Raw genomic sequence first — 19,607 nt, 5'->3', positions numbered from 1 at the left:
TCAGGCCCGCTCCGCCCGATAGGCCGCCCCCAGCTCGACCAGCCGCCGGTGGACGCCGCCGTACGGCTCCACGGCGGGCAGGTACCGCTTGTCCACCTTGGTCACGAACGTGTAGTTGGGATCGACGACGTTCGCCACCGGCGCTTCCGACACCTGCGTGAGCAGCTGATAGGCGTCCATGGGGTCCAGGCCGAAGTCCTCCCCCATCCAGGTGCACATGTCCACCTGGGAGATGCGGAACGCGTCCTCCAGCGGGCGGGCCGAGCCCGTGGACATGACGTGGGCGTCGTTCTCGAGGCGTGGCCACGCCGTCATCCGGCCCTTGATCAGCTCGATGGCCAGCACGGTGTCCATGGCGCCCTCCACGGCCACGCCGCAGCTCTCTCCCTCGCCCTGCCGGTAGTGGCCGTCCCCGATCGAGAACAGCGCGCCCTCCACGTTCACCCCCAGGTAGCAGGTGGCCCCGGCCCGCATCTCCGGCGTGTCCATGTTCCCGCCGTGGGCGTCGGGGACCAGGGACGACCGCGCCTCCAGGTTGGCCGGAGCGACCCCGACCGTCCCGTGCATGGGCGCCAGGGGCAGCTCGACCGAGAACTCGCCGTGGCGGGCCTGGAACAGGACCGTTCGACGGGTCCGGTCCACGTCGTACATCCAGACCAGCTCGGGCAGGGGGTCCTGAAGCGTGGCCGTGGCGTGCGTCGATGTCAGCGAGCCGAAGAACGGGATGGTGGTGGAGGCCGCCCAGTCCCGGGCCGGCTCCACGGAGACCAGGTGGACGGCCAGGGTGTCGCCGGGCTCGGCACCCTCCACGTGGAACGGCCCCGTCTGCGGGTTCACGTACGGGAACTCGATGACCCGGCTGACCAGGTCGTCCGGGCCTCGGACCTTTCCGCCGAAGGCGTCCTCCGTCCACAGCTCGATGACGTCGCCGGGCTTCACCCGGCGAACCGGCGGCGCGCCGCCGAAGGTCCAGGCGAACTCGGACGGCTCCGGACGGTACGTGACGACCGGGAGATCACTCATCCGGTCAGGCCGTCGCTGGGGGAGCCGGTGGCGCGGCAGCCGCCCCGGCGGGGTCGGGTTCCAGGAACACGCGTCCGGTGGCCTGCACGCGCCCTGGATTGGTCCGGTACAGGTACACCAGGTAGGCCACTCCGAGAACCGCCCAGACCCCTGCCACCAGCCCGGCCCGGGACAGGGGATACGTCAGGGGCGTGATGAACCGCAGGCCGGGCAGCTTCAGCCCGGCACCAGCGAAGAACGCAGGGATGAACGCCACGATGCCCGCGATGGGGATGACCCCGTGCAGGATCGGGTTGAACTCCTGCCGCTGATGGCGCCAGTAGTAGAACAGGCAGGAAAGGTTGACCACGACGTAGATGGGGACGAACAGCACCACGATGATGGTGGCCACCAGGAAGAACGCCGTGAGCGGGTCGAACTGGAACCCCAGCCAGAATGGCACCACCAGACCGATCACCAGCTGCACCCACACCGCGACGGTGCGGCGACCGGAACCTGGGGTGGATCTCGGCCAGCGCCGCCGGGAGCAGGCGGACCCGCCCCATGGCAAAGAAGGTCCGGGTGGCCGCGTTCGATCCAGCGTTGGAGTTGGCGATGGTCGAGTTCACGATGGCCAGGAACACGAACACCCACGCGCTCCCCCACACGGCGCGGCCCAGGCCTTCCCACCCCGTCCCGGCGCCGAACTTGATCATCCTGTTCGGCCCGAAGAACACTGTGGCAGCGTAGGTGGTCAAGACGTAGTACAGGCCGATCAACAGACAGGACAGCACGACGGCACGTCCGATGGTCCGGCGGGGATCCCGGGCCTCCTCGGCCAAGGGGGCGGCCGCCTCGAACCCGATGAAGGCCAGGACGGTGAAAACCGAAGCCGCGAACACGCCAGAGAATCCCTTGAAGCCGGGGTTGTTCGCGAACTTCGTCGTGAACACCGACAGCGTGTTGTGGTCGGCCCGCGCGATCAGGAACAGCGCCAGGGCCACAAACACACCGATCTCGAACAACCCGAGCACGGTACCGGTCCGGGCCGACACGCGGATCCCTCGGTATCCGAGGAAGAACACGATCGCCGCACCCACCAGGACCCACGGCCACCACAGGTCCGCGGCGAGGTGCGGGGGCTCTCGATGGAAGAAGTCTGCCGCGGCGAACCCGAGGTTCAGGTACAGCAGCGGCGCCACCAGCGGCTCGATGAACGCGTACGTCCACGCGATCAGGAACCCGATGGCGGGATGCAGGCCTTTCGACGCGTACGTGTAGAACGACCCAGCCGACGGGAGGTGCTTGGCCAACTGCCCGATGGAGACGGCCACGCACAGGCACGCCACCAGGGCGATGAGCACGGCGAGGGCGGTGGCGCCGCCGGCGAAGGCGATCCCGCCCACGATGGAGAACACGACGGCGGCCGCCGGGGCCATGTGGGTGATCGACTGAAACAGGACCTCGCGGAGGCCGATGGCATCTCGGGCGAGGGATGTGGAAGCGGGCGACGTGGGTGGCGCGGGCGGGGTGGACGCACTCTCCATGAGGACCCCTCCTCCGAGACCGGTCGGGCGGAATTATGCGCCACTCGGCGGCGCCGCGGGAAAGGCCGGCAGGACGGCCTTGACTGGGGAAGATAGGGTGGAACCGTTCCATCCCCGTGGCCGTCGGGATAACCGAATTCAATGAAGCGTGGTCGCCATCGTCGACGCAGGTTCCATGGCGTGCAGGCGGTCGTCCTGTCCATCGCCGTGGTCGTTCCGCTCGCATTGCCCCAGCACGTCCACGACCTGCCGCCTCCCATCGGGGTGACCATCAAGAGCGAGGTGCGCTACCTCCCCCTGCACGCCACGTTCGGTGAAGCCGTCTCCTCCTACGGCCTCCAGGCCCGCTCCGGGAACTTCCTGGACGTGACCGGCAAGACCATCGTCCGGCACGCCTACCCCGGCCAGATCCTGCTGGACGGCCACCCGGCCAGCCGCAGCACCGAGCTCCACGATGGAGACGAGATCCGCGTGGTGAACGGCCACAACCGCAGGGAGGGGACGGTCAAGGAGAACATCCCCATCCCGGGGCGGCACGTCAGCGATCCCCAGTTCTACCTGGGCACCACCCCCGGCGTGCAGGTGATCGTCAAGGGCCGGGTGTCGGGGAAGCTGGTGTCGTCGGTGTTCCAGCCGACGGGCCCGACCTTCACGCCTCCGGCCGTGGCGCTGACGTTCGACGACGGCCCGAACCCCGTCTACACGCCCCAGATCCTGGCGATCCTCCAGAAGTTCCACGTGCCGGCGACGTTCTTCACCATCGGCTACGAGGTCGCCCAGCACCCCGAGCTGGTGCAGGACGAGCTGGACGCCGGCATGGTGGTGGGCAACCACTCCTGGGACCACCCCACGTCGCCCCCGTTCAAGTCGCTTCCGGTGAAGAAGATGCGGAGCGAGATGCGGGACGCCAACATCGCCCTGGACCAGGCCGGCGACGCCGCGAAGCTGTTCCGGCCTCCGGGCGGGAGCTTCTCGGACCGGGTGGTGGGCATGGCCTCCAGGCTCGGCATGCGCGTGGTCCTGTGGTCGATCGATCCCCAGGACTGGCGCAACGACGCCAAGGCGAAGGGGATCGTCCAGGCCGTGCTGGGGAGCGTCCACGCCGGATCCATCGTGCTGCTGCACGACGGAGGCGGCTACCAGGACGCCACGGTGAAGGCCCTCCCCAAGATCATCAAGGGGATCCGCAAGCTCGGCCTGCGGTTCGTCTCCATCACGCCGTAGCCGCGGCGACCCAGGCGGGGCGGCTGGCCGCTAGATCAGACCCAGCTTGCGGCCCACGCGCTCGAAGGCGTCGAGGGCTTCCTTGAGGTCCTCTTCCGTGTGGTCGGCCGTCACGATCGTGCGCACGCGGGACTGGCCTCGGGGAACGGTGGGGAACACGATAGCCGGGGTGAACACACCCTCCTCCCACAGCAGGCGCGCCAGGTCCTGGGCGGTCTGGGCCTCGCCCGCGATGACCGGCGTGATCGGCGTCTCGCTCTGGCCCGTGTCGAAGCCGAGTGCCTGGAGCCCCTGCTTGAAGAACCGCGTGCGGTCCCACAGCCTCTCGATGCGCTCCGGCTCCTCGTGCATGACCTCCAGGGCGGCGATGCACGCGGCGGCCACGGCCGGCGGGCACGAGGTGGAGAAAAGGAACGGCCGGCCCCGGTTCACCAGCCACTCGATCAGGTGCGGCGGCCCCGCGATGAACCCGCCCAGCACGCCGATGGCCTTGGACAGCGTCCCGACCTGCACGTCGACGCGCCGCGGGTCCAGGCCGAAGTGCGCGACCGTGCCCTTGCCGCCCGGCCCCAGCACGCCCGAGGCGTGCGCGTCGTCGATCATCATGATGGCGCCGTGGCGCTCGGCCACCTCCACCAGGTCCGGCAGCGGGGCGATGTCGCCGTCCATGGAGAACACGCCGTCGGTGATCAGCAGCTGGCGCCGGCCCTCGCGCCTGGTCTCCTGGAGCAGCCGGTCGGCGGCGGCCGCCTCCTTGTGCGGGAACACCTTGATCTCGGCCCTGGAGAGGCGGGCGCCATCGATGATCGAGGCGTGGTTGAGCTGGTCGGACACGATGACGTCGTCCGGGGTGAGGATGGCCGCGACGGTGCCCGCGTTCGCGGTGAACCCCGACTGGAACATCAGGGCGGCCTCCGCACCCTTGAACTCGGCGAAGCGCTGCTCCAGCTCCCGGTGCAGGCTCATGGTCCCGGCGATGGTCCGGACCGCGCCGGACCCCGCGCCCAGCTCGGCGGCGGCCTTCGAGGCGGCCTCCTTCAGCCGGGGGTGCGCGGCCAGGCCCAGGTAGTTGTTCGAGGCCAGGTTGATGACGTCCCGACCGTCGAACCGGGTCCGGGCCCGCTGCTCGCCCTCGAGGGTCCGCGGGTGGATGGCCAGCCCGTCGGCCTCCAGCTTCGCCAGCTCGCCCTTCAGGTAGTCCAGGCTTCCCTGCGCCATCGTCGCTTCGACCTCCATGCGTTCGCTACGGAAGAAGGATCACCTTGCCCGACCGGCCCGAGGCCACCACCTCGAACGCCTCGCGGAACCCATCCAGCGGGAACCGGTGCGTGATCACCGGCGTGACATCGACCATCCCCGTCGCCAGCAGGACCGACGTCTGCTCCCAGGTCCGGAAGATCTCCCGGCCGGTCACGCCGTACAGGCGGGCCTCCCGGAAGATCACCTGGTCGGTCAGGTCGAGCGCCACCGGTCCGGTGGGAAGCCCGAGGAGCGCCATGCGGCCGCCGCCCGTCAGCATCTGGGTTCCCTGGGCGATCACGGCGGGCACACCGGACATCTCGAGGACGACCTCGGCCCCGTGGCCCTCCGTGGCCTGCTTCACCGCGGCCACGGGGTCCTCGCGTCCCGGATCGACCACGACGTCGCTCCCCATCTGCTTGGCCAGGCCCTGGCGGAACTCGTTGGGCTCCACGGCGATCACCTGCCGCGCCCCGGCCGCCCGGGCGATCCCGACGGCGAACAGCCCGATGGGGCCGCACCCCAGCACCACCACCGTCGAGCCGACGACGTCGCCGCCCCCGTCGATGAACACCGTGTGGACCGCGTTGCCGAAGGGGTCGTGGATGGAGGCGATGTCCGGCGGGATCCGCCGGTCCACCTCCCACACGTTGCGCTCGGGGACCAGCACGTATTCCGCGAAGCCACCGTCGAAGTCGACACCCAGGATCCGCATCCGCTCGCAGGTGTGCCGGCGGCCCCGGCGGCACTGCGGGCAGAACCCGCAGAACACGTGGCCCTCCGCCGAGACGAAGGCCCCGGGTGCGATGTGGTGCACCTCGGGGCCCGTCGCCGCCACGTGACCGGCCACCTCGTGGCCGAACGTGATGGGCGTTCGGAGCCTTCCGGCCGCCCACGGATTCCAGTCGTGGATGTGCACGTCGGTCCCGCAGATCGACGCCGCGGCGACCTCGATCAGCACCTCGCCGGGTCCGGGCTCGGGGACGGGGACCTCCACCAGCTCCGCGCCGGGCTCCGGGCGGAGCTTGCGCAGCGCTCGCATGGTGCCGGGCACGGCCATGCCGTGCAGCGTACTTTGGTTCCCCATCCTCAGCGACCCGCGGCAGTGGGACGCGCTACCGAGCCTGGGCTCGTGCGTGGACCGTTTCGGGCGCCTCGCGTGCCTCCGCGCCCGGAGCGGCCACGAAGTGCACGGTCAGGATCGCGCCGGGGTCGGCGTTTCGGGCCTCCACCCGGCCCCCGTGCAGCGCCACCAGGTCCTTGACCACGGCCAGCCCGATCCCGGTGCCGCGCACCTGCTCCGGGCCCCGATAGAACAGCTCGAAGATGCGGTCCCGGGCGCCGGCCCGGATCCCCTTCCCGTGGTCCCGAACGGAGAGGGCAACCTCGTCACCCTCCCGCCGCGCGGCGATCTCGATGACCGTCTCCGCCGGTGAGAACTTCGCCGCGTTCGACAGGAGATTCCCGAGGATCCGGTCGAACGCGTACGGGTCGGTCATCACGACCAGCCCCTCGGGAACGTCGGCCCGCACGTCGTGGTGGGAGAGCTCGTGGACCATGTTCCCGAGCAGCCGGCGGACCAGACCGGCCAGGTCGTGGGGCCGCAGCTGCATCTCGAACTCCCCACGCTCCATCCGTCCGAAGTCGAGCAGGTGGGTGATGAGGTGCTCCAGGCTGCGGGCGTTGTCGCCCAGGCGGTCCAGGAACTCGTTGCGCATGCCCTCGGGGAAGTCCTGCCACCGCCGCCGGAGGGTCATGGCGAACCCCAGGATGGCGGTGAGGGGGGTCCGCAGCTCGTGGCTGACCGTGGCCACGAACTGGGACTTCAGGCGGTCCAGCTCGCGAAGCCCCTCCGCGGTCTCCCGCTCCGCGGCGTACAACCGAGCCCGTTCGATGGCCAGGCCGGCGTGCTCCGCGAGCGCCTCCAGGAACTCGACCTCGCCCCGCCGGAACGTGCGAGCCCCGGGGAAGTACGCGTTCAGGACGCCGACGGCGCTCCCAGACCGCTCGATGGGCACCGAGATCATCGACCGGAAGCCGACGTGCTCGGCCAGAGGGAGCAGCGGGGCCAGGCTGTCGTCGGCCCGGACGTCCTCGATGCGGACGGGTGCCATGCTCCGGAGGGCCCGGGCCGGGGGGGACCAGAGATACGCATCGTCCCCCAGCAGGCTGCCCAGAGGCATCTCGCCGCCCGGGAATGTCGTCGGCATGCCACTGCCGGCCCCGACGACGAGCTGATCCTCCTCCGCCACGAAGATGATGGTGAAGCGGGCATCCGTGGCCAGGCGCGCCGAGGAGCACAGGCGTTCCAGGATCTCGGACAGATCGAGGCTGGACCCGACCGAGGCGATGGCCTCTGCCAGCCGGCGAGCCCGGTCCGCCGACCGCCACTGCACGTCGGACAGGCTCCCCAGCAGGTAGGCCATGCCCAGGAGCAGGAGCCCCCCCACCGTGGCGGGGAGCTCGCCCATCTGACCCGGGCCGCCCCACAGGATGGCGCTCTGCAGGGTGAGGGCGGACATCGCCGCCACGTACAGCGCCCAGCGCCGCCCCACCAGGACCGCGGAGACCATCACGATGGCCGTCAGTCCGAGGAAGGCGACGGAGAGACGAGGGAAGAGCGCCTGGGTCACCCCGATGATGCTGATGTCGCACATGGTCACGGCGAGCCACCGCAGGTTGGGCGGCGTGGGGTCGCGGCGCTGGAGCACATACAGCAGCACCGAGATGGGCAGGTAGATCCCGGCAGCCAGGACCGTGAACAGATGGCGGGCGACGGGGTCGTGGACCTGGAACTGGACGAGGGTCACCGAGAGCGCGACTCCCACGATCCGCAGCGCCAGGGCCCGGCGCCACTGCCTGGCGAACGACTCGGGGTCGGACGTCAGGAAGCCGAGCACGCCGGGAGTACCCGCGGAGGGCCCAGCGGTCAGGTCGGACGGCATGAGGGAACGGCCTTCCATCTCTGGTACGTACGGTCGGCCGTTCAGGCGTTCGGATTGAGCCTCAGGGCTCGGCGCGTCGCCGGGCCTGCGGCTCCATCCAGGGAGGCCCCCAGCCCCGGTCGAAGCTCTCGATGACGGTTCCCGGAGGGACCACCGAGTCGATGGCATCCAGGGTCGCCGCGTCCAGGCGCACGTCCGCGCCGGCCAGCACGTCCTCGAGCTGTTCCATGGTCCGGGGGCCGATGATCGCCGACGTCACCGCGGGATGGGTCAGCACGAACGCGTGCGCCATGTGGGACATCGACACACCCGCGTTCGAGGCGATCTTGTCGAGCTCCTCGACCAGGTCGAACTTGCGCTGGTTCCCGGGGCGGTCGGGGTCGAACCGGGACCACACCGGGCGTCCCCGGTAGCGCTCCGCCCGAGACCCCGCCGGGACGTCCTGGCCGCGACGGTACTTGCCGGTGAGCCAGCCGCCGGCCAGGGGGCTCCACGTGATGACCCCCATCCCGTGGTGCTGGGCCACCGGCAGGACGTCCAGCTCGATCTGCCGGACGAAGATGGAATACGGCGGCTGCTCGCAGCGGAACCGGACCAGGCCGCGGCGCTCTGCCATCCACTGCGACTCCACGATCATCCAGGCCGGGAAGGTCGAGCACCCCGCGTACCGGATCTTGCCCTGCTGGACCAGGTCGGTGAGCGCTCCGAGGGTCTCCTCGAGGTCGGTGTCCGGGTCCGGCCGGTGCAGCTGGTACAGGTCGATGTGATCGGTCTGGAGCCGGCGCAGGCTGTTCTCGACCTCGCGCTGGATCCACAGGCGCGAGTTGCCCCGCTCGTTCTGCCCCGGCCCCATCTCGCCGTGGACCTTCGTGGCCAGCACCACGTCGTCCCGCCGGCCCTTCAGGGCCTTGCCCACGACCTCCTCGGACCGGCCCTCGGAGTACACGTCGGCCGTGTCCACGAAGTTGATCCCGCCGTCCAGCGCCGCATGCAGCATGCGGATGCACTCGTCCTCGTCGGTGTTGCCCCACCCGCCGAACATCATGGCCCCGAAGCAGAACGCGCTGACCCTGACCCCGGTCGCCCCGAGCGTCCGATACTCCATGTTCACTCCCCTCCTCGAACCAGCGACTCCAGCTGGTCGGCGTGGGCTTCCAGATGACCCACCAGGAAATCTTCCATGATCCTCGACAGGTCCATCTGGCCAAGCGTGGGATGGGCGAACCGACGGGTGGACCATTGCTCCGGCGTGAACCCCACGACGGCGGCCCGGAGTCTGGCCAGCTGGGGCTCGATGCGGGCCATGAGGTCGGCCGGGGGCGTCCGACGGTCCCGTTCGATGGCCTCGACCCGGTGCGGATCGGCCTTGGTCCGGCCGAACGAGACCGGTCCCTCATCCGGCGACGCGAACGCCTCGTCGATCTGGTCGAGCCAGTACTCCGGGAACTCGGCAACGTGCGCCCACACCTGGCCCCATTCCCATCGTTCCCCACCGGGCTGGTCCGGATCGGTCAGCCCTGCCGGAGGTGGGTGAGGCGCCAGCCGCTCCAGCCGCTCGGCCACGGCGTCCACCCGGGCGATCAGCTCCTGCGGCGAGCTCACGACGGCCGCAGCGGGCGGAGGGGCCGGCCCTCCACCACCCGGTTCTCCAGGCGGCCGAGGTGCTCGACCTCCAGGGTCACCACGTCGCCCGGCTGGAGCCACGGGTAGGCCTCCTCGCCGTGCACCAGCGACAGCTCCAGGATGCAGCCCGTCCCGCACGTCCCCGACCCGATGACGTCGCCCGGCACGAGCCGGGTGCCCCGCGAGGCGTACGCCAGCATCTCCCCGAAGCTCCAGTAGATGTCGGCCAGCGACGCCCGGCTGTACTCCCGGCCGTTCACCCAGGCGCGCATGGCCAGGTCGTAGGCGCGCTCGGACCGGTACGGCTCGAGCTCGTCCGGCGTGACCAGGAGCGGGCCCAGCGACGTCGCGAAGTCCTTGCCCTTCACCGGGCCCATGGACAGCTTCATCTCGCGGCGCTGGAGGTCGCGGGCGCTCCAGTCGTTCATCACGCAGAACCCGGCGATGTACCCCTCGGCCTCCACCGGATCGAGGTCGGCACCCTCCCTCCCCACCACGGCCGCCACCTCCAGCTCGAAGTCCAGCTGCGCGGACCCCGGCGGGACCGGGACGTCCGCGCCCGGCCCCACCAGAGCCGCCGGGTTGCTGAAGTAGAACACCGGGAGCTCGTACCAGTCGGGGTCCATCTCCAGGCCCCGGCGCTGGCGGGCCGTGCGGACGTGCTGCTCGAACGCGTAGAAGTCGCGGACGGACGGCGGGCGGGGCACCGGTGGGAGGATGGTCACCGCCGCCAGCGGGAACACCTCGTCCGGCCCGGCCAGCGCGCGCTGCGCCGCCTCCCGAAGCCGCTCGCCGGTGTCTCCGAGGAGCTCGAGGAGCGTGGTCCCGGCCGGCAGCGCCAGGACCTCCTGGTCCTGCACCACGCCGACGCGCTGCTCCGAGCCCCCGCCGAGGAAGGTCGCCCATCGCACGCCGGACACGCTACCACCGCCGAAATCGCCCCACGGCGGGCCGAACCACGTTCGTCAGAGCGCTGCTTTCCCCGCATGCCATCCGTTAGACTGACCGCTGCACCCCCGATTCGTTCGTCCGACCGGGAGGACCATGACCGCCGACCACCCAGCCTCCGACCAGTCGATCGCCGACCAGCCGACCGCCGGCCGTCCCGCGCACCGCCAGCCGAAGGCACACGCGGCGCCCCAGGCGTTTCGCTATCCGCTGGAGCGGGAGTTCGTCGAGCCCGACTGGACCCGCCTGCCCGGCTTCCGCGACGTCACCCGCGAACAGTGGGAGAGCGCGCAGTGGCAGCGGGCGCACTGCGTGAAGAACCTGTCGGAGTTCGCCGAGGTCCTCGGGACCTTCCTCAGCGAGGACCTCCTGGAGGACATCGCCCGGGACCAGCGGGAGCGGGCCACCATGTCCATGCTGATCCCGCCGCAGATGGTGAACACCATGGACGAGCGGAACCTCCGGGGCGACCCGGTGCGGCGGTACATGGCTCCCGCCTACAGCGAGCGCGATCCTGAGTGGCCATCGCACCCCATGGCGTCGCGGGACAGCCTGCACGAGGCGGACATGTGGGCGGTGGAGGGCCTCACCCACCGCTATCCGACCAAGGTCCTGGCCGAGCTCCTGTCGACCTGCCCCCAGTACTGCGGACACTGCACGCGCATGGACCTGGTGGGCAACGACACGCCCCAGATCCTGAAGTACAAGTTCGAGCAAAAGCAGCAGGAACGGTGGGACGCGATGCTGGACTACCTGCGCCGGACACCTTCGGTGCGCGACGTGGTGGTCTCGGGCGGCGACATCGCCAACGTCCCCATCAAGCGCCTGGAGTCATTCGTCTCCCAGCTCCTCGACATCGAGAACATCCGGGACGTCCGCCTGGCCACCAAGGGCCTCATGGGCATCCCCCAGCACTTCCTCCAGGACGAGGTGCTCCAGGGGCTGGAGCGCATCGCCCGAAAGGCGGTGGATCGCGGCGTCGACGTCGCCGTGCACACCCACATCAATGCCGCCCAGCAGGTCACTCCCCTCGTGGCGGCGGCGGTTCGGAAGCTGCTGGACATGGGGTTCCGCGACGTGCGCAACCAGGGCGTCCTGCTCCGCGGCGTGAACGCGACCCCGGAAGCGCTGCTGGAGCTGTGCTTCACGCTCCTCGATCACGCCAAGGTCATGCCCTACTACTTCTACATGTGCGACATGATCCCCAACTCGGAGCACTGGCGGACCTCCGTGTGGGAGGCCCAGGAGCTCCAGCACGCCATCCTGGGCTACCTTCCCGGGTTCGCCACGCCGCGGGTGGTGTGCGACGTCCCGTTCGTGGGCAAGCGCTGGGTGCACCAGGTCGCCGAGTACGACCGCGTGCGCGGCATCTCCTCCTGGACCAAGAACTACCGCACGGGCATCGAGTTCGACGACCCGGAGGCGCTCACCCGCCGGTATCCATACTACGACCCGATCTCCACGCTGCCCGAGGGCGGGCAGGAGTACTGGCGGGCCCAGGTCCGGGCCGGCGAGCCCCAGCTGGCCCCGGCCTGATCGGGTCCCCTAGCTCCAGAACTCCTTCTCGGCCGCCTGGTCGTCGGAGCTCACCCAGACCTCCTTGATCTTGCCGTCCTCGATGTGCAGGACCACCACCTGGCGGTCGTCGAACTGCTTTCCGCCCCGGCTGGCCCGCTGGATTCCCAGGATCACGCCATGCGTGTCGTTCGCCAGCACGTCGTGCATCTCGAACTGCGGCGGCCCATCCAGCATCCCCATCTGCTGCTGGAGGACCCCGAAGGCCGTCTCCTTCCCCTCATGGTCGCCGGCGAACTGGCTCTGGCCGGCGATGTGGATGACGACGTCGTCGGCGTGCAGGCCGAGGAACGTGTCCATGTCGCCGTTGTTGAGCGCGTCGGTGCCCTTGCGCAGCAGGTCCTCGTTCGGGTGCACCACGAGCGATCCCCCCTCCGGTCGGGAAGCCCACACTCTAAGCTAAGTGCTCTGGGTCGGAAGTTCGGTAACGAGTCCTCTCCGGTCAGGCCGCTGGCAGCAGAGCGTCCCGCTCGGCCAAGCGCTTCATGAATCTCGCTAGGTCTGATCTCGTGAACTTCCACTCGAACGGTTTGGCGGCTTCCTCGTAACGACGCTCAAAGGCGAGGAGCCGGTGCTCCACCTCAGCCAGGTCGGTGAAGTCGTTCGGTGTGAGCACCTTGCGCTGCACGATCGAGAAGAAGATCTCTACCTGGTTCAGCCAGGAGCTGTGCTTCGGGAGGTGGACGAGGCAGAGCTTCCGGTAGCGGCCCTCGAGCCGTTCGACGGCGGCCTGTCCCCGGTGGGAGGACCCGTTGTCGACCACCCAGAACACCCGGCGGGCCGAGCGGTACGGCTCCTGCGCCATGACCTGGTGAACCAGTCGGTCGAACGGCTCGATCCCCGTGCGCTCCTCGCACCGGCCGAACACCTTGGCGCGGTGGCAGTCCCAGGCCGCCAGGTACTGCAGAGCGCCGCCCCGGCGGTACTCGTGCTCCACCCGCATCACCCGACCGGATGCCGGAAGGAGGGTGGGGTGGCGCCGGGACCGGGCCTGGATGGAGGTCTTCTCGTCGGCGGAGATCACGAAGTCCGCTCCGTCCAGGGGTTTCCCCTCCCACCGGCGGGCGTACAGATCGAGGACCCGCGACGCCTTGTGTTCGAAGTGGGGATCTCGGGGGAAGATCCAGCTCCGGTGGGCCCAGGGCCGGAGGGCGTCCTCCGACAGCCACCGCCAGATGGTGGCGTCCGAGATCGTGGCCACGAGACCCCGGCGGATCACCTCGGCCCGGATGTCGGGAACATGCAACCGGGACAGGGGCAGGCCGAGGGTTCCAGGCAGCTCACAGGCGATGGCCTTGACGTCAACGATCACCTGAGGGGGAAAAGGCAGTCGGCCGGCCCCGACGGGGGCGCTCCTCGAGACCGGGCAGTCCCTCCTCCAGGAAGCGGCGGCGCCACTTCCACACCACCTCCCGGGGGGTGTCCAGACGCCGGGCGATCTCCTCGACCGGGACGTCCTCACAAGCCAACAACACGATCTTTGCCCGGATGACTTCACGGTACGGTAACGAGTACCTGCGGGCTCGGGCCTCCAGGATGGCTCGCTCCTCTGGCCGTAGACGGACCGTGAGCGGACTGCTCCGCGGCATGGGCACCCCCCTTCGTCGGAGGATACCGTACCTTCAAGAAACGGTCGGAATCACGTTACTGTAATTCTGAAGGGCAGTACTAAGGCGCGCCTCGAAGGAAGCGCAAAGCCCGTTTCGAACCTGCCTTGGTAGGGTCGAAGGCCCATGCCTCCCGTCGAGATCGGGCGCCGCGAGTTCCTCCAGGCGTCGATGGCCGCCGCCGCAGCCGCCGCGCTGGCGGCCTGCACGCACGGCACCAGCGCGACCACGTCCCCCTTCCCGACGCCCAACCCCTTGGATGTCGACACCCAGTGGCCCATCAAGCGGGTCATCTACCTGATGATGGAGAACCGCAGCTTCGACCACATGTTCGGGGCGTTCCCGGGCGCGAACGGGGCCAGCACGGGCGTCTCCAACGGCGTGGAGGTCCCCCTGGTCCGGGCCCCGCAGTGGCTCCCCGGTGACCTCCCGCACGACTACGGAGCGTCCCTCCGCCACATCGACGGGGGGGCGATGGACGGCTTCGCCGAGAACGACACCGTCCCCGTCTCCCAGGCCTTCGCCTACTCGCAGCACCTGGAGGAAGACCTCCCCAACTACTGGCACTGGGCCAGGGAGTTCGTGCTGGCGGACAACTTCTTCGCGTCGGCCCTCGGGAACTCGTTCCCCCAGCACCTGTACATGATCGCCGGACAGTCGGGGGGCACCTACGACGCGCCGGGCCAGACCCAGGCACAGCTCAAGGAGCGAGAGGACGAGGGCCTGGCCAAGACGTGGGGCTGCGACGCCCCCGAGGGCGTGCTGGTGGCCGTGGCGAATGGAGTCCCGCGCCCCGGCAAGGACGACGGCGTACCGCCCTGCTTCACCTTCAAGACCCAGGGCGAGCAGCTGACGGACCAGAACGTCGACTGGGCCTTCTACGCGGCCCAGGACTACCAGGTGGGCTACATCTGGAACGCCTACGCCGCGATCGACCACGTCTTCCACAGCGACCAGTTCGACCGGCACATCCGGCCGGTGGACAACCTGGTCCGCGACATCAAGGCCGGGAACCTCCCCTCGGTCACGTGGGTCACGCCGCGCTACGAGCTGTCCGACCACCCCCCGTGGAGCACCTGCTACAGCCAGAACTGGGTCACCGAGGTGGTCAACGCCGTGATGCAGGGCCCCATGTGGAAGCACACCGCCATCTTCGTGACCTGGGACGAGTGGGGAGGCTTCTACGATCACGTGGCGCCGCCGAAGGTGGATGACCTGGGTCTCGGCATCCGCGTCCCGCTCCTCGTGATCGGCGGACTGGCCAGGCGGGGCCTGGTGGACCACGAGCAGGGCGAGTTCTGCTCGGTGAACCGGTTCATCGCCGACAACTGGGGCCTGGCCCACCTGACCGATCGGGTCAGCCGGACCACCAACTACCGCCAGGTGTTCGACTTCAAGCAGCAGCCCCGGGACCCCGACCCCCGCCCGCAGGTCCCGGGGTGCCAGGGCGAGCGGTTCAAGGCCTACCGCGATACGGCGGGGTGGCCGCCCCCGTTCGGGACGGGCTCGCCGCAGCCGGTCTCCTGACCGGCCGCATAAGCCTTCGCGTCGTCCCGCTCGAACCTTCCCGTCCGCCGGAGCGAACCAAGGGTGGACATGCGCCGCTTCATTCCTCTGGCCGCCCCGGCCGTCGCCGTCGCCTTGGTGGCCGCGGCGTGCGGGATCACCTCGCCATCGGGAGGCGCGCCCGGCCGGCCCGTCGCGGCGGGGCTGGCCCCTGCGGCCGCCGGCATCCACAAGATCCGGCACGTCATCGTGGTCATGCAGGAGAACCGGTCCTTCGACTCGTACTTCGGGACCTACCCCGGGGCCGACGGGATTCCCGCGCAGCGGGGTGTGCCGACCGTGTGCGTGCCCGACCACACGCTCCATGCATGCATCCGCCCCTTCCACGACTCCTCGTTCGTGAACGAGGGCGGGCCGCACGGCGCGGGCTACTCCGTGTCCGACGTCAATCGCGGACGGATGGACGGGTTCATCCGGAGCGCGCTGGTGGGACGCCACGACTTCTGCGTCCAGCAGCCGTTCAACCCCAACTGCACCGAGCGGGTGGGGCGCCCGGGTCTGCCCGACGTCGTCGGATACCACGACGCGCGGGAGATCCCCAACTACTGGACCTACGCGAAGGACTTCGTCCTCCAGGACCACATGTTCGAGCCGGTCCGGTCCTGGAGCCTCCCGGCCCACCTGTACATGGTGTCCGGCTGGTCGGCCCGGTGCCGCAAGGCCACGGACCCCATGACGTGCCGCACGAACCTCGGCCATCCTGGCCGGCAGCGTCCGGGGGGCCGCGGCGGGCCGCTGTTCTCCTGGACCGACATCACCTACCTCCTGCACCAAGCGGGCGTGAGCTGGGGCTACTACGTGGCGCCGGGCACCCAGCCGGACTGCGACAACGACGCGATGTTCTGCCTGCCCAAGCCGCAGGGACCGTCGACGCCCGACATCTGGAACCCGCTCCCGGACTTCTCCACGGTCCAGCAGGACCATCAGCTCGGGAACGTCCAGAGCGTGACCAACTACTTCCGGGCCGCCCGGGCCGGAACGCTGCCGTCGGTGTCGTGGGTCGTGCCGAACGGCCGGGACAGCGAGCACCCCCCGGCCTCCATCCGGGCCGGCCAGGCCTGGGTGACCCGGGTGATCGACGCCGCCATGAAAAGCCCGGAGTGGGACTCCACCGCCATCTTCCTGGCGTGGGACGACTGGGGCGGGTTCTACGACCACGTCCTCCCTCCCCGGGTGGACGGCGCCGGCTACGGCCTCCGGGTTCCGGCCATGGTCATCAGCCCGTACGCCCGGAAGGGCTTCATCGACCACCAGACGCTGTCGTTCGACGCCTACCTGAAGTTCATCGAGGACGACTTCCTGGGCGGGCAGAGGCTGGACCCGCGGACTGACGGCAGGCCGGACTCGCGCCCGGACGTCCGGGAGAACGCGCCCGTCCTGGGCGACCTCCGCCGGGACTTCGACTTCGACCAGACGCCGCGTCCGCCGGTGCTGCTCCCCCGGTACCCGGCGCCGGGCCGCCCGTGGTGGGGCTGGCCGGCGGGCCGGATCCGGACCCACGGGAACTACCAGGTCAAGCTGCCGATGCGCCGGGGCAGGCTGATGGGGCGGTTCGCGGGATCTACTCGGGCGTGAGGTCGCTCCCGTAGGGGCAGTCCGGCCGGTACTTCAGGGCCAGCGGATCGAAGTTCGGGTGGGCGAAGTCGAACGCGCCCGCCAGCGGGCTGGCCTTGCGGTCGCGGTCGGTGAGAGGCGCCACGCCGAAGGTCTTCTCGATGAAGGCCAGCACGGAGGAGAACTCGTACGTGGTGTGGTCCACGTACCCGCCGTCGGGGTTGTTCCCCTGCTTGGTGTAGGGCGAGATGATCAGCGCGGGCGTGCGCGGACCGAGGCCCATGATGTCGTAGTGCGGTGGCGGCACCCCGTCGTAGAAGCCGCCGAAGTCGTCCCACACCACCACGATCGCGGTGCTCTTCCAGTACGGGCTGTGCATGACCGCGTTGATGTGCTGGACGGTCCAGTTCTCGCCGCCGCACACCGAGACGCCGCTTCCCGGGTGCTCGTTGTAGGGCTCCGGCGGGATCAGCCACGACACCGCCGGCATCTTCCCGGCCTTGATGTCGGTGATGAACTGCTCGGGCGGCTGGATGTTCGCGTGCAGCTTCGGGTTGTCCCATACCGGACGGATGGCCTGGAGGGCGTTCTGCCACTGGTCGGTGTCCGCGTAGTACTTCCAGCTGATCCCCGCCTGCTCGAGCTCCTGGGGGACGGTCTTGATGCTGATGCAGGTCCGGATGTCCTCCCAGTACCGGGAGATCCGGTAGAGGTTGTCCGGGATGGCGGCCGTGACGTGGTCCTCGTAATACAGGATCTGCTTGATGTCGGAGGGGCTGAGGTTCGGCTTGAAATGCGGCGTGTACTCGGTGGGGTCCGTGCAGTAGCTCCCCGGGTGATCGGTGGTCGACTTGTTGTCGACGATGCCGTCGGCCTGGGCCGCCACGGTGTACAGGTGCTCCGGAAAGGTCGGCCCGTACATCGACGTGAAGAAGTGGTCGGCCAGCACGAACCGGTCCGCGTACGCGTAGTAGTTGGGGACGCAGCCCTTCGGGGGGCTGCAATCGCGGTGCATCACGACGTAGCCGGACATGTCGGTGCCCGCCCCGATGATATTGTAGCCGTCCATCCGGCCGTCGTCGATCGAGTACAGGCCGGAGGAGAAACCGTGGGTGATGTCGTGGGGCTGCTGGTCGCGCGCCCAGGCCAGCTTGTACGGCGGGCCGGGCACGCAGTGCTTGGGGCTGCCCGAGCACTCCAGCGTGCCGCCGGTGTCCGTACCCACCGCGCCGTGTCCGTACAGGCCGAAGTAGTTGTTGAACGTCCGGTTCTCCTTGATCAGGAACACGATGTGCTTGATCGGGTTCACGGAGGGGAGCCGGGTGGGGCCGGAGCTGGGCCCGCCCGAGGCACCCCCTGAGGGGCTGTCCTGGCCGCCCGCCGCCTTCTCGCTGTTGCCGCCGAAGAACGGGTGGACCTCCCACACGATGAGGGCCAGCACGACCACCAGGAAGGCGGCGAAGCCGCGCCGGAAGCGCTGACGGCGGCGCCTGGCCCCGAAGCCACGGCTGGCAGGGGGTCGGAAGAGGGGACCGGGCGACTGCACGACCGGTCAAGTATCCGATACGCATGTGGCTTCGTCATGCCTCCGGAGCGCGTCCCGGCGGAGGTCGTCCCGGACCTGGCGGGGAGCGGCATCACGCTGACCGGCGGCGGGAGCCTCCTGGTGGGGCTGGACCGGCGGCTCGCCGAGGAGACCCGCGTGCCGGTCCGCGTGGACCCGGAGCCGATGACCTGCGTCGTGCGGGGCGCGGGCCTGCTGCTGGAGCGGCTGCGGGTGGGGCCGCCCCGTCCGCCCAGGGGGAACGTCAGGAACCGCGCGCGCTTCGCCGCCCGAGGGCCAGAAAGGCGAGGCCCCCCGCGAGCGTGACGAGCCCCATCCAGGCCCACAGGGACTGGCCGGTCATGAAGCTGCCGTGCAGCACGCCGACGCCCTGGAAGATCCAGATGCCGCCGGTGAGGCAGCACATCACGCCGAACACGGACAGGGCGATGCTCATGGGCGCGTGGCGCGGCGCGATGGAAGGCTCAACGGTCCAGCCAGCCGCCGACGCGTTCCGACCGGGCCGCCACCAGGCCGGCGGCGATGGACACGGCGATCTCCGCGGGGCTCTTCGCGCCGATGTCCAGCCCCACCGGTGAGCGGACCCGGGCCAGGTCCTCCTCGGAGAACCCCATCTGCCTCAGCGCTTCGACGTGAGGCCCGACGTGGCGGCGGCTCCCCAGCACCCCCACGAAGTGGGCCGGCGACTTCAGCAGCCGCGCCACCGACTCCGCCACGCCGGGCGCGTCGTGGTCGGTATGGACGGCGTCGGTCCGCCCGTTCGGCTCGACGCCCTCCAGGCTGGCCAGGGTCTCGTCGGCGGCGCCGCGGTGCTCGGGGGTGATCCGTTCCGGCCGGGACTCCACCAGCACCGTCCGGTAGCCGAGGGCGTGACCGAGCCGCAGGAGCTCCAGGGCGATCGGCGTGGCCGACACGGCGATCAGGGTGGGAGGGGCCAGGTGCGGTTCCAGGAACACCTCGATGTCTCCCAGGTCGTGGTGGTACGTGCGGGTCTCGGGACGGCCGGTGCGCAGGATCTCCGGGGCGTCGGCCACCGCCGCCGCGTCGAACTCCGCGCAGCCGAGGGTTCCTTCGAGAGGGCCGCCTGGGCCGATCTCCATGCGCTGGCCCAGCTGGCAGGGAGGGTTGCCGTGGACCTTGACTGCTGTGGCGAAGACCCGGTCGGTGGTTGGGGCCCGGGCGGGGGCGGCCGCCTGCTCAGACATCCTCGCTT

General features: G+C 70.0%; 19 protein-coding genes and 1 pseudogene. 5 read left to right on the top strand and 15 right to left on the bottom strand.

The window, feature by feature from the left end:
* The 3 genes and pseudogenes from M3Q23_03110 to M3Q23_03100 all read right to left on the bottom strand — a co-directional run bounded on the left by M3Q23_03110 (nucleotide 1) and on the right by M3Q23_03100 (nucleotide 2,441).
* Complete coding sequence (locus tag M3Q23_03110; GenBank protein MDP9341100.1) at nucleotides 1-1,023, bottom strand: acetamidase/formamidase family protein; 1,023 nt, start codon at nucleotides 1,021-1,023, stop codon at nucleotides 1-3.
* A gap of 4 nt (nucleotides 1,024-1,027) precedes the next feature.
* Entirely contained in the window at nucleotides 1,028-1,495 is a 468-nt protein-coding gene (locus M3Q23_03105; GenBank protein ID MDP9341099.1) for a hypothetical protein, read from the bottom strand.
* 64 nt (nucleotides 1,496-1,559) lie between these two features.
* Nucleotides 1,560-2,441: pseudogene (locus M3Q23_03100) on the bottom strand (APC family permease).
* A gap of 288 nt (nucleotides 2,442-2,729) precedes the next feature.
* Here M3Q23_03100 and M3Q23_03095 point away from each other — a divergent pair.
* On the top strand, nucleotides 2,730-3,773 hold the full coding sequence (locus M3Q23_03095) for a polysaccharide deacetylase family protein (GenBank protein MDP9341098.1): 1,044 nt from the start codon (nucleotides 2,730-2,732) through the stop codon (nucleotides 3,771-3,773).
* 30 nt (nucleotides 3,774-3,803) lie between these two features.
* On the opposite strand, the gene M3Q23_03090 is transcribed toward M3Q23_03095, so the two are convergent.
* The 6 genes from M3Q23_03090 to M3Q23_03065 form a co-directional block, all read right to left on the bottom strand.
* Nucleotides 3,804-5,009 carry a glycine C-acetyltransferase gene (locus M3Q23_03090; GenBank protein MDP9341097.1) on the bottom strand — a complete coding sequence of 402 codons (1,206 nt, stop codon included), beginning with the start codon at nucleotides 5,007-5,009 and terminating at the stop codon, nucleotides 3,804-3,806.
* 7 nt (nucleotides 5,010-5,016) lie between these two features.
* A complete protein-coding gene (gene tdh / locus M3Q23_03085) occupies nucleotides 5,017-6,072 on the bottom strand; it encodes an L-threonine 3-dehydrogenase (protein MDP9341096.1) in 1,056 nt (351 codons plus the stop codon).
* 55 nt (nucleotides 6,073-6,127) lie between these two features.
* The gene (locus tag M3Q23_03080) at nucleotides 6,128-7,957 is read right to left on the bottom strand and encodes a GAF domain-containing protein (GenBank protein MDP9341095.1); all 1,830 of its coding nucleotides are present in this window, start codon (nucleotides 7,955-7,957) and stop codon (nucleotides 6,128-6,130) included.
* Between the two features lie 61 nt (nucleotides 7,958-8,018).
* Entirely contained in the window at nucleotides 8,019-9,062 is a 1,044-nt protein-coding gene (locus M3Q23_03075; protein ID MDP9341094.1) for an aldo/keto reductase, read from the bottom strand.
* 2 nt (nucleotides 9,063-9,064) lie between these two features.
* On the bottom strand, nucleotides 9,065-9,559 hold the full coding sequence (locus tag M3Q23_03070) for a hypothetical protein (GenBank protein ID MDP9341093.1): 495 nt from the start codon (nucleotides 9,557-9,559) through the stop codon (nucleotides 9,065-9,067).
* A complete protein-coding gene (locus tag M3Q23_03065; GenBank protein MDP9341092.1) occupies nucleotides 9,556-10,491 on the bottom strand; it encodes a fumarylacetoacetate hydrolase family protein in 936 nt (311 codons plus the stop codon). Before M3Q23_03065 ends, M3Q23_03070 begins: the two co-directional genes overlap by 4 nt.
* Before the next feature lie 133 nt (nucleotides 10,492-10,624).
* Here M3Q23_03065 and M3Q23_03060 point away from each other — a divergent pair, with 133 nt between their 5' ends.
* Nucleotides 10,625-12,064 (top strand): lysine 2,3-aminomutase, encoded by a 1,440-nt coding sequence (locus M3Q23_03060; protein ID MDP9341091.1) that lies wholly within the window; start codon nucleotides 10,625-10,627, stop codon nucleotides 12,062-12,064.
* Between the two features lie 9 nt (nucleotides 12,065-12,073).
* On the opposite strand, the gene M3Q23_03055 is transcribed toward M3Q23_03060, so the two are convergent.
* The 3 genes from M3Q23_03055 to M3Q23_03045 all read right to left on the bottom strand — a co-directional run bounded on the left by M3Q23_03055 (nucleotide 12,074) and on the right by M3Q23_03045 (nucleotide 13,692).
* The gene (locus M3Q23_03055; protein MDP9341090.1) at nucleotides 12,074-12,463 is read right to left on the bottom strand and encodes a nuclear transport factor 2 family protein; all 390 of its coding nucleotides are present in this window, start codon (nucleotides 12,461-12,463) and stop codon (nucleotides 12,074-12,076) included.
* An 82-nt stretch (nucleotides 12,464-12,545) separates the two neighbouring features.
* Nucleotides 12,546-13,415, bottom strand: a complete 870-nt coding sequence (locus tag M3Q23_03050) for an IS630 family transposase (GenBank protein MDP9341089.1) — start codon at nucleotides 13,413-13,415, stop codon at nucleotides 12,546-12,548.
* Nucleotides 13,405-13,692 carry a helix-turn-helix domain-containing protein gene (locus M3Q23_03045; GenBank protein ID MDP9341088.1) on the bottom strand — a complete coding sequence of 96 codons (288 nt, stop codon included), beginning with the start codon at nucleotides 13,690-13,692 and terminating at the stop codon, nucleotides 13,405-13,407. The genes M3Q23_03050 and M3Q23_03045 overlap by 11 nt, the downstream gene beginning before the upstream one ends.
* Nucleotides 13,693-13,836: 144 nt before the next feature.
* On the opposite strand from M3Q23_03045, the gene M3Q23_03040 reads away from it, so the two are divergent.
* Together M3Q23_03040 and M3Q23_03035 are read left to right on the top strand one after the other, a co-directional pair.
* Nucleotides 13,837-15,237 carry a twin-arginine translocation signal domain-containing protein gene (locus M3Q23_03040; protein ID MDP9341087.1) on the top strand — a complete coding sequence of 467 codons (1,401 nt, stop codon included), beginning with the start codon at nucleotides 13,837-13,839 and terminating at the stop codon, nucleotides 15,235-15,237.
* A 69-nt stretch (nucleotides 15,238-15,306) separates the two neighbouring features.
* A complete protein-coding gene (locus tag M3Q23_03035) occupies nucleotides 15,307-16,851 on the top strand; it encodes a phospholipase (GenBank protein ID MDP9341086.1) in 1,545 nt (514 codons plus the stop codon).
* On the opposite strand, the gene M3Q23_03030 is transcribed toward M3Q23_03035, so the two are convergent.
* Nucleotides 16,838-18,376, bottom strand: coding sequence for a hypothetical protein (locus M3Q23_03030; protein ID MDP9341085.1), 1,539 nt, complete (start codon nucleotides 18,374-18,376; stop codon nucleotides 16,838-16,840). The genes M3Q23_03035 and M3Q23_03030 overlap by 14 nt on opposite strands.
* 36 nt (nucleotides 18,377-18,412) lie before the next feature.
* Between M3Q23_03030 and M3Q23_03025 the strand changes: the two genes are divergently transcribed.
* The gene (locus tag M3Q23_03025) at nucleotides 18,413-18,700 is read left to right on the top strand and encodes a rod shape-determining protein (GenBank protein ID MDP9341084.1); all 288 of its coding nucleotides are present in this window, start codon (nucleotides 18,413-18,415) and stop codon (nucleotides 18,698-18,700) included.
* On the opposite strand, the gene M3Q23_03020 is transcribed toward M3Q23_03025, so the two are convergent.
* Together M3Q23_03020 and M3Q23_03015 are read right to left on the bottom strand one after the other, a co-directional pair.
* A complete protein-coding gene (locus M3Q23_03020; protein ID MDP9341083.1) occupies nucleotides 18,639-18,830 on the bottom strand; it encodes a hypothetical protein in 192 nt (63 codons plus the stop codon). The genes M3Q23_03025 and M3Q23_03020 overlap by 62 nt on opposite strands.
* 28 nt (nucleotides 18,831-18,858) lie before the next feature.
* On the bottom strand, nucleotides 18,859-19,607 hold a 749-nt coding region (locus tag M3Q23_03015; protein ID MDP9341082.1), incomplete at its 5' end, for an XdhC/CoxI family protein.

It is taken from the genome of Actinomycetota bacterium (genome assembly GCA_030774015.1).
In the GTDB taxonomy this organism is placed as follows: Bacteria; Actinomycetota; UBA4738; order UBA4738; family JACQTL01; genus JALYLZ01.
This window is presented reverse-complemented; position numbering and strand designations above follow the sequence as displayed.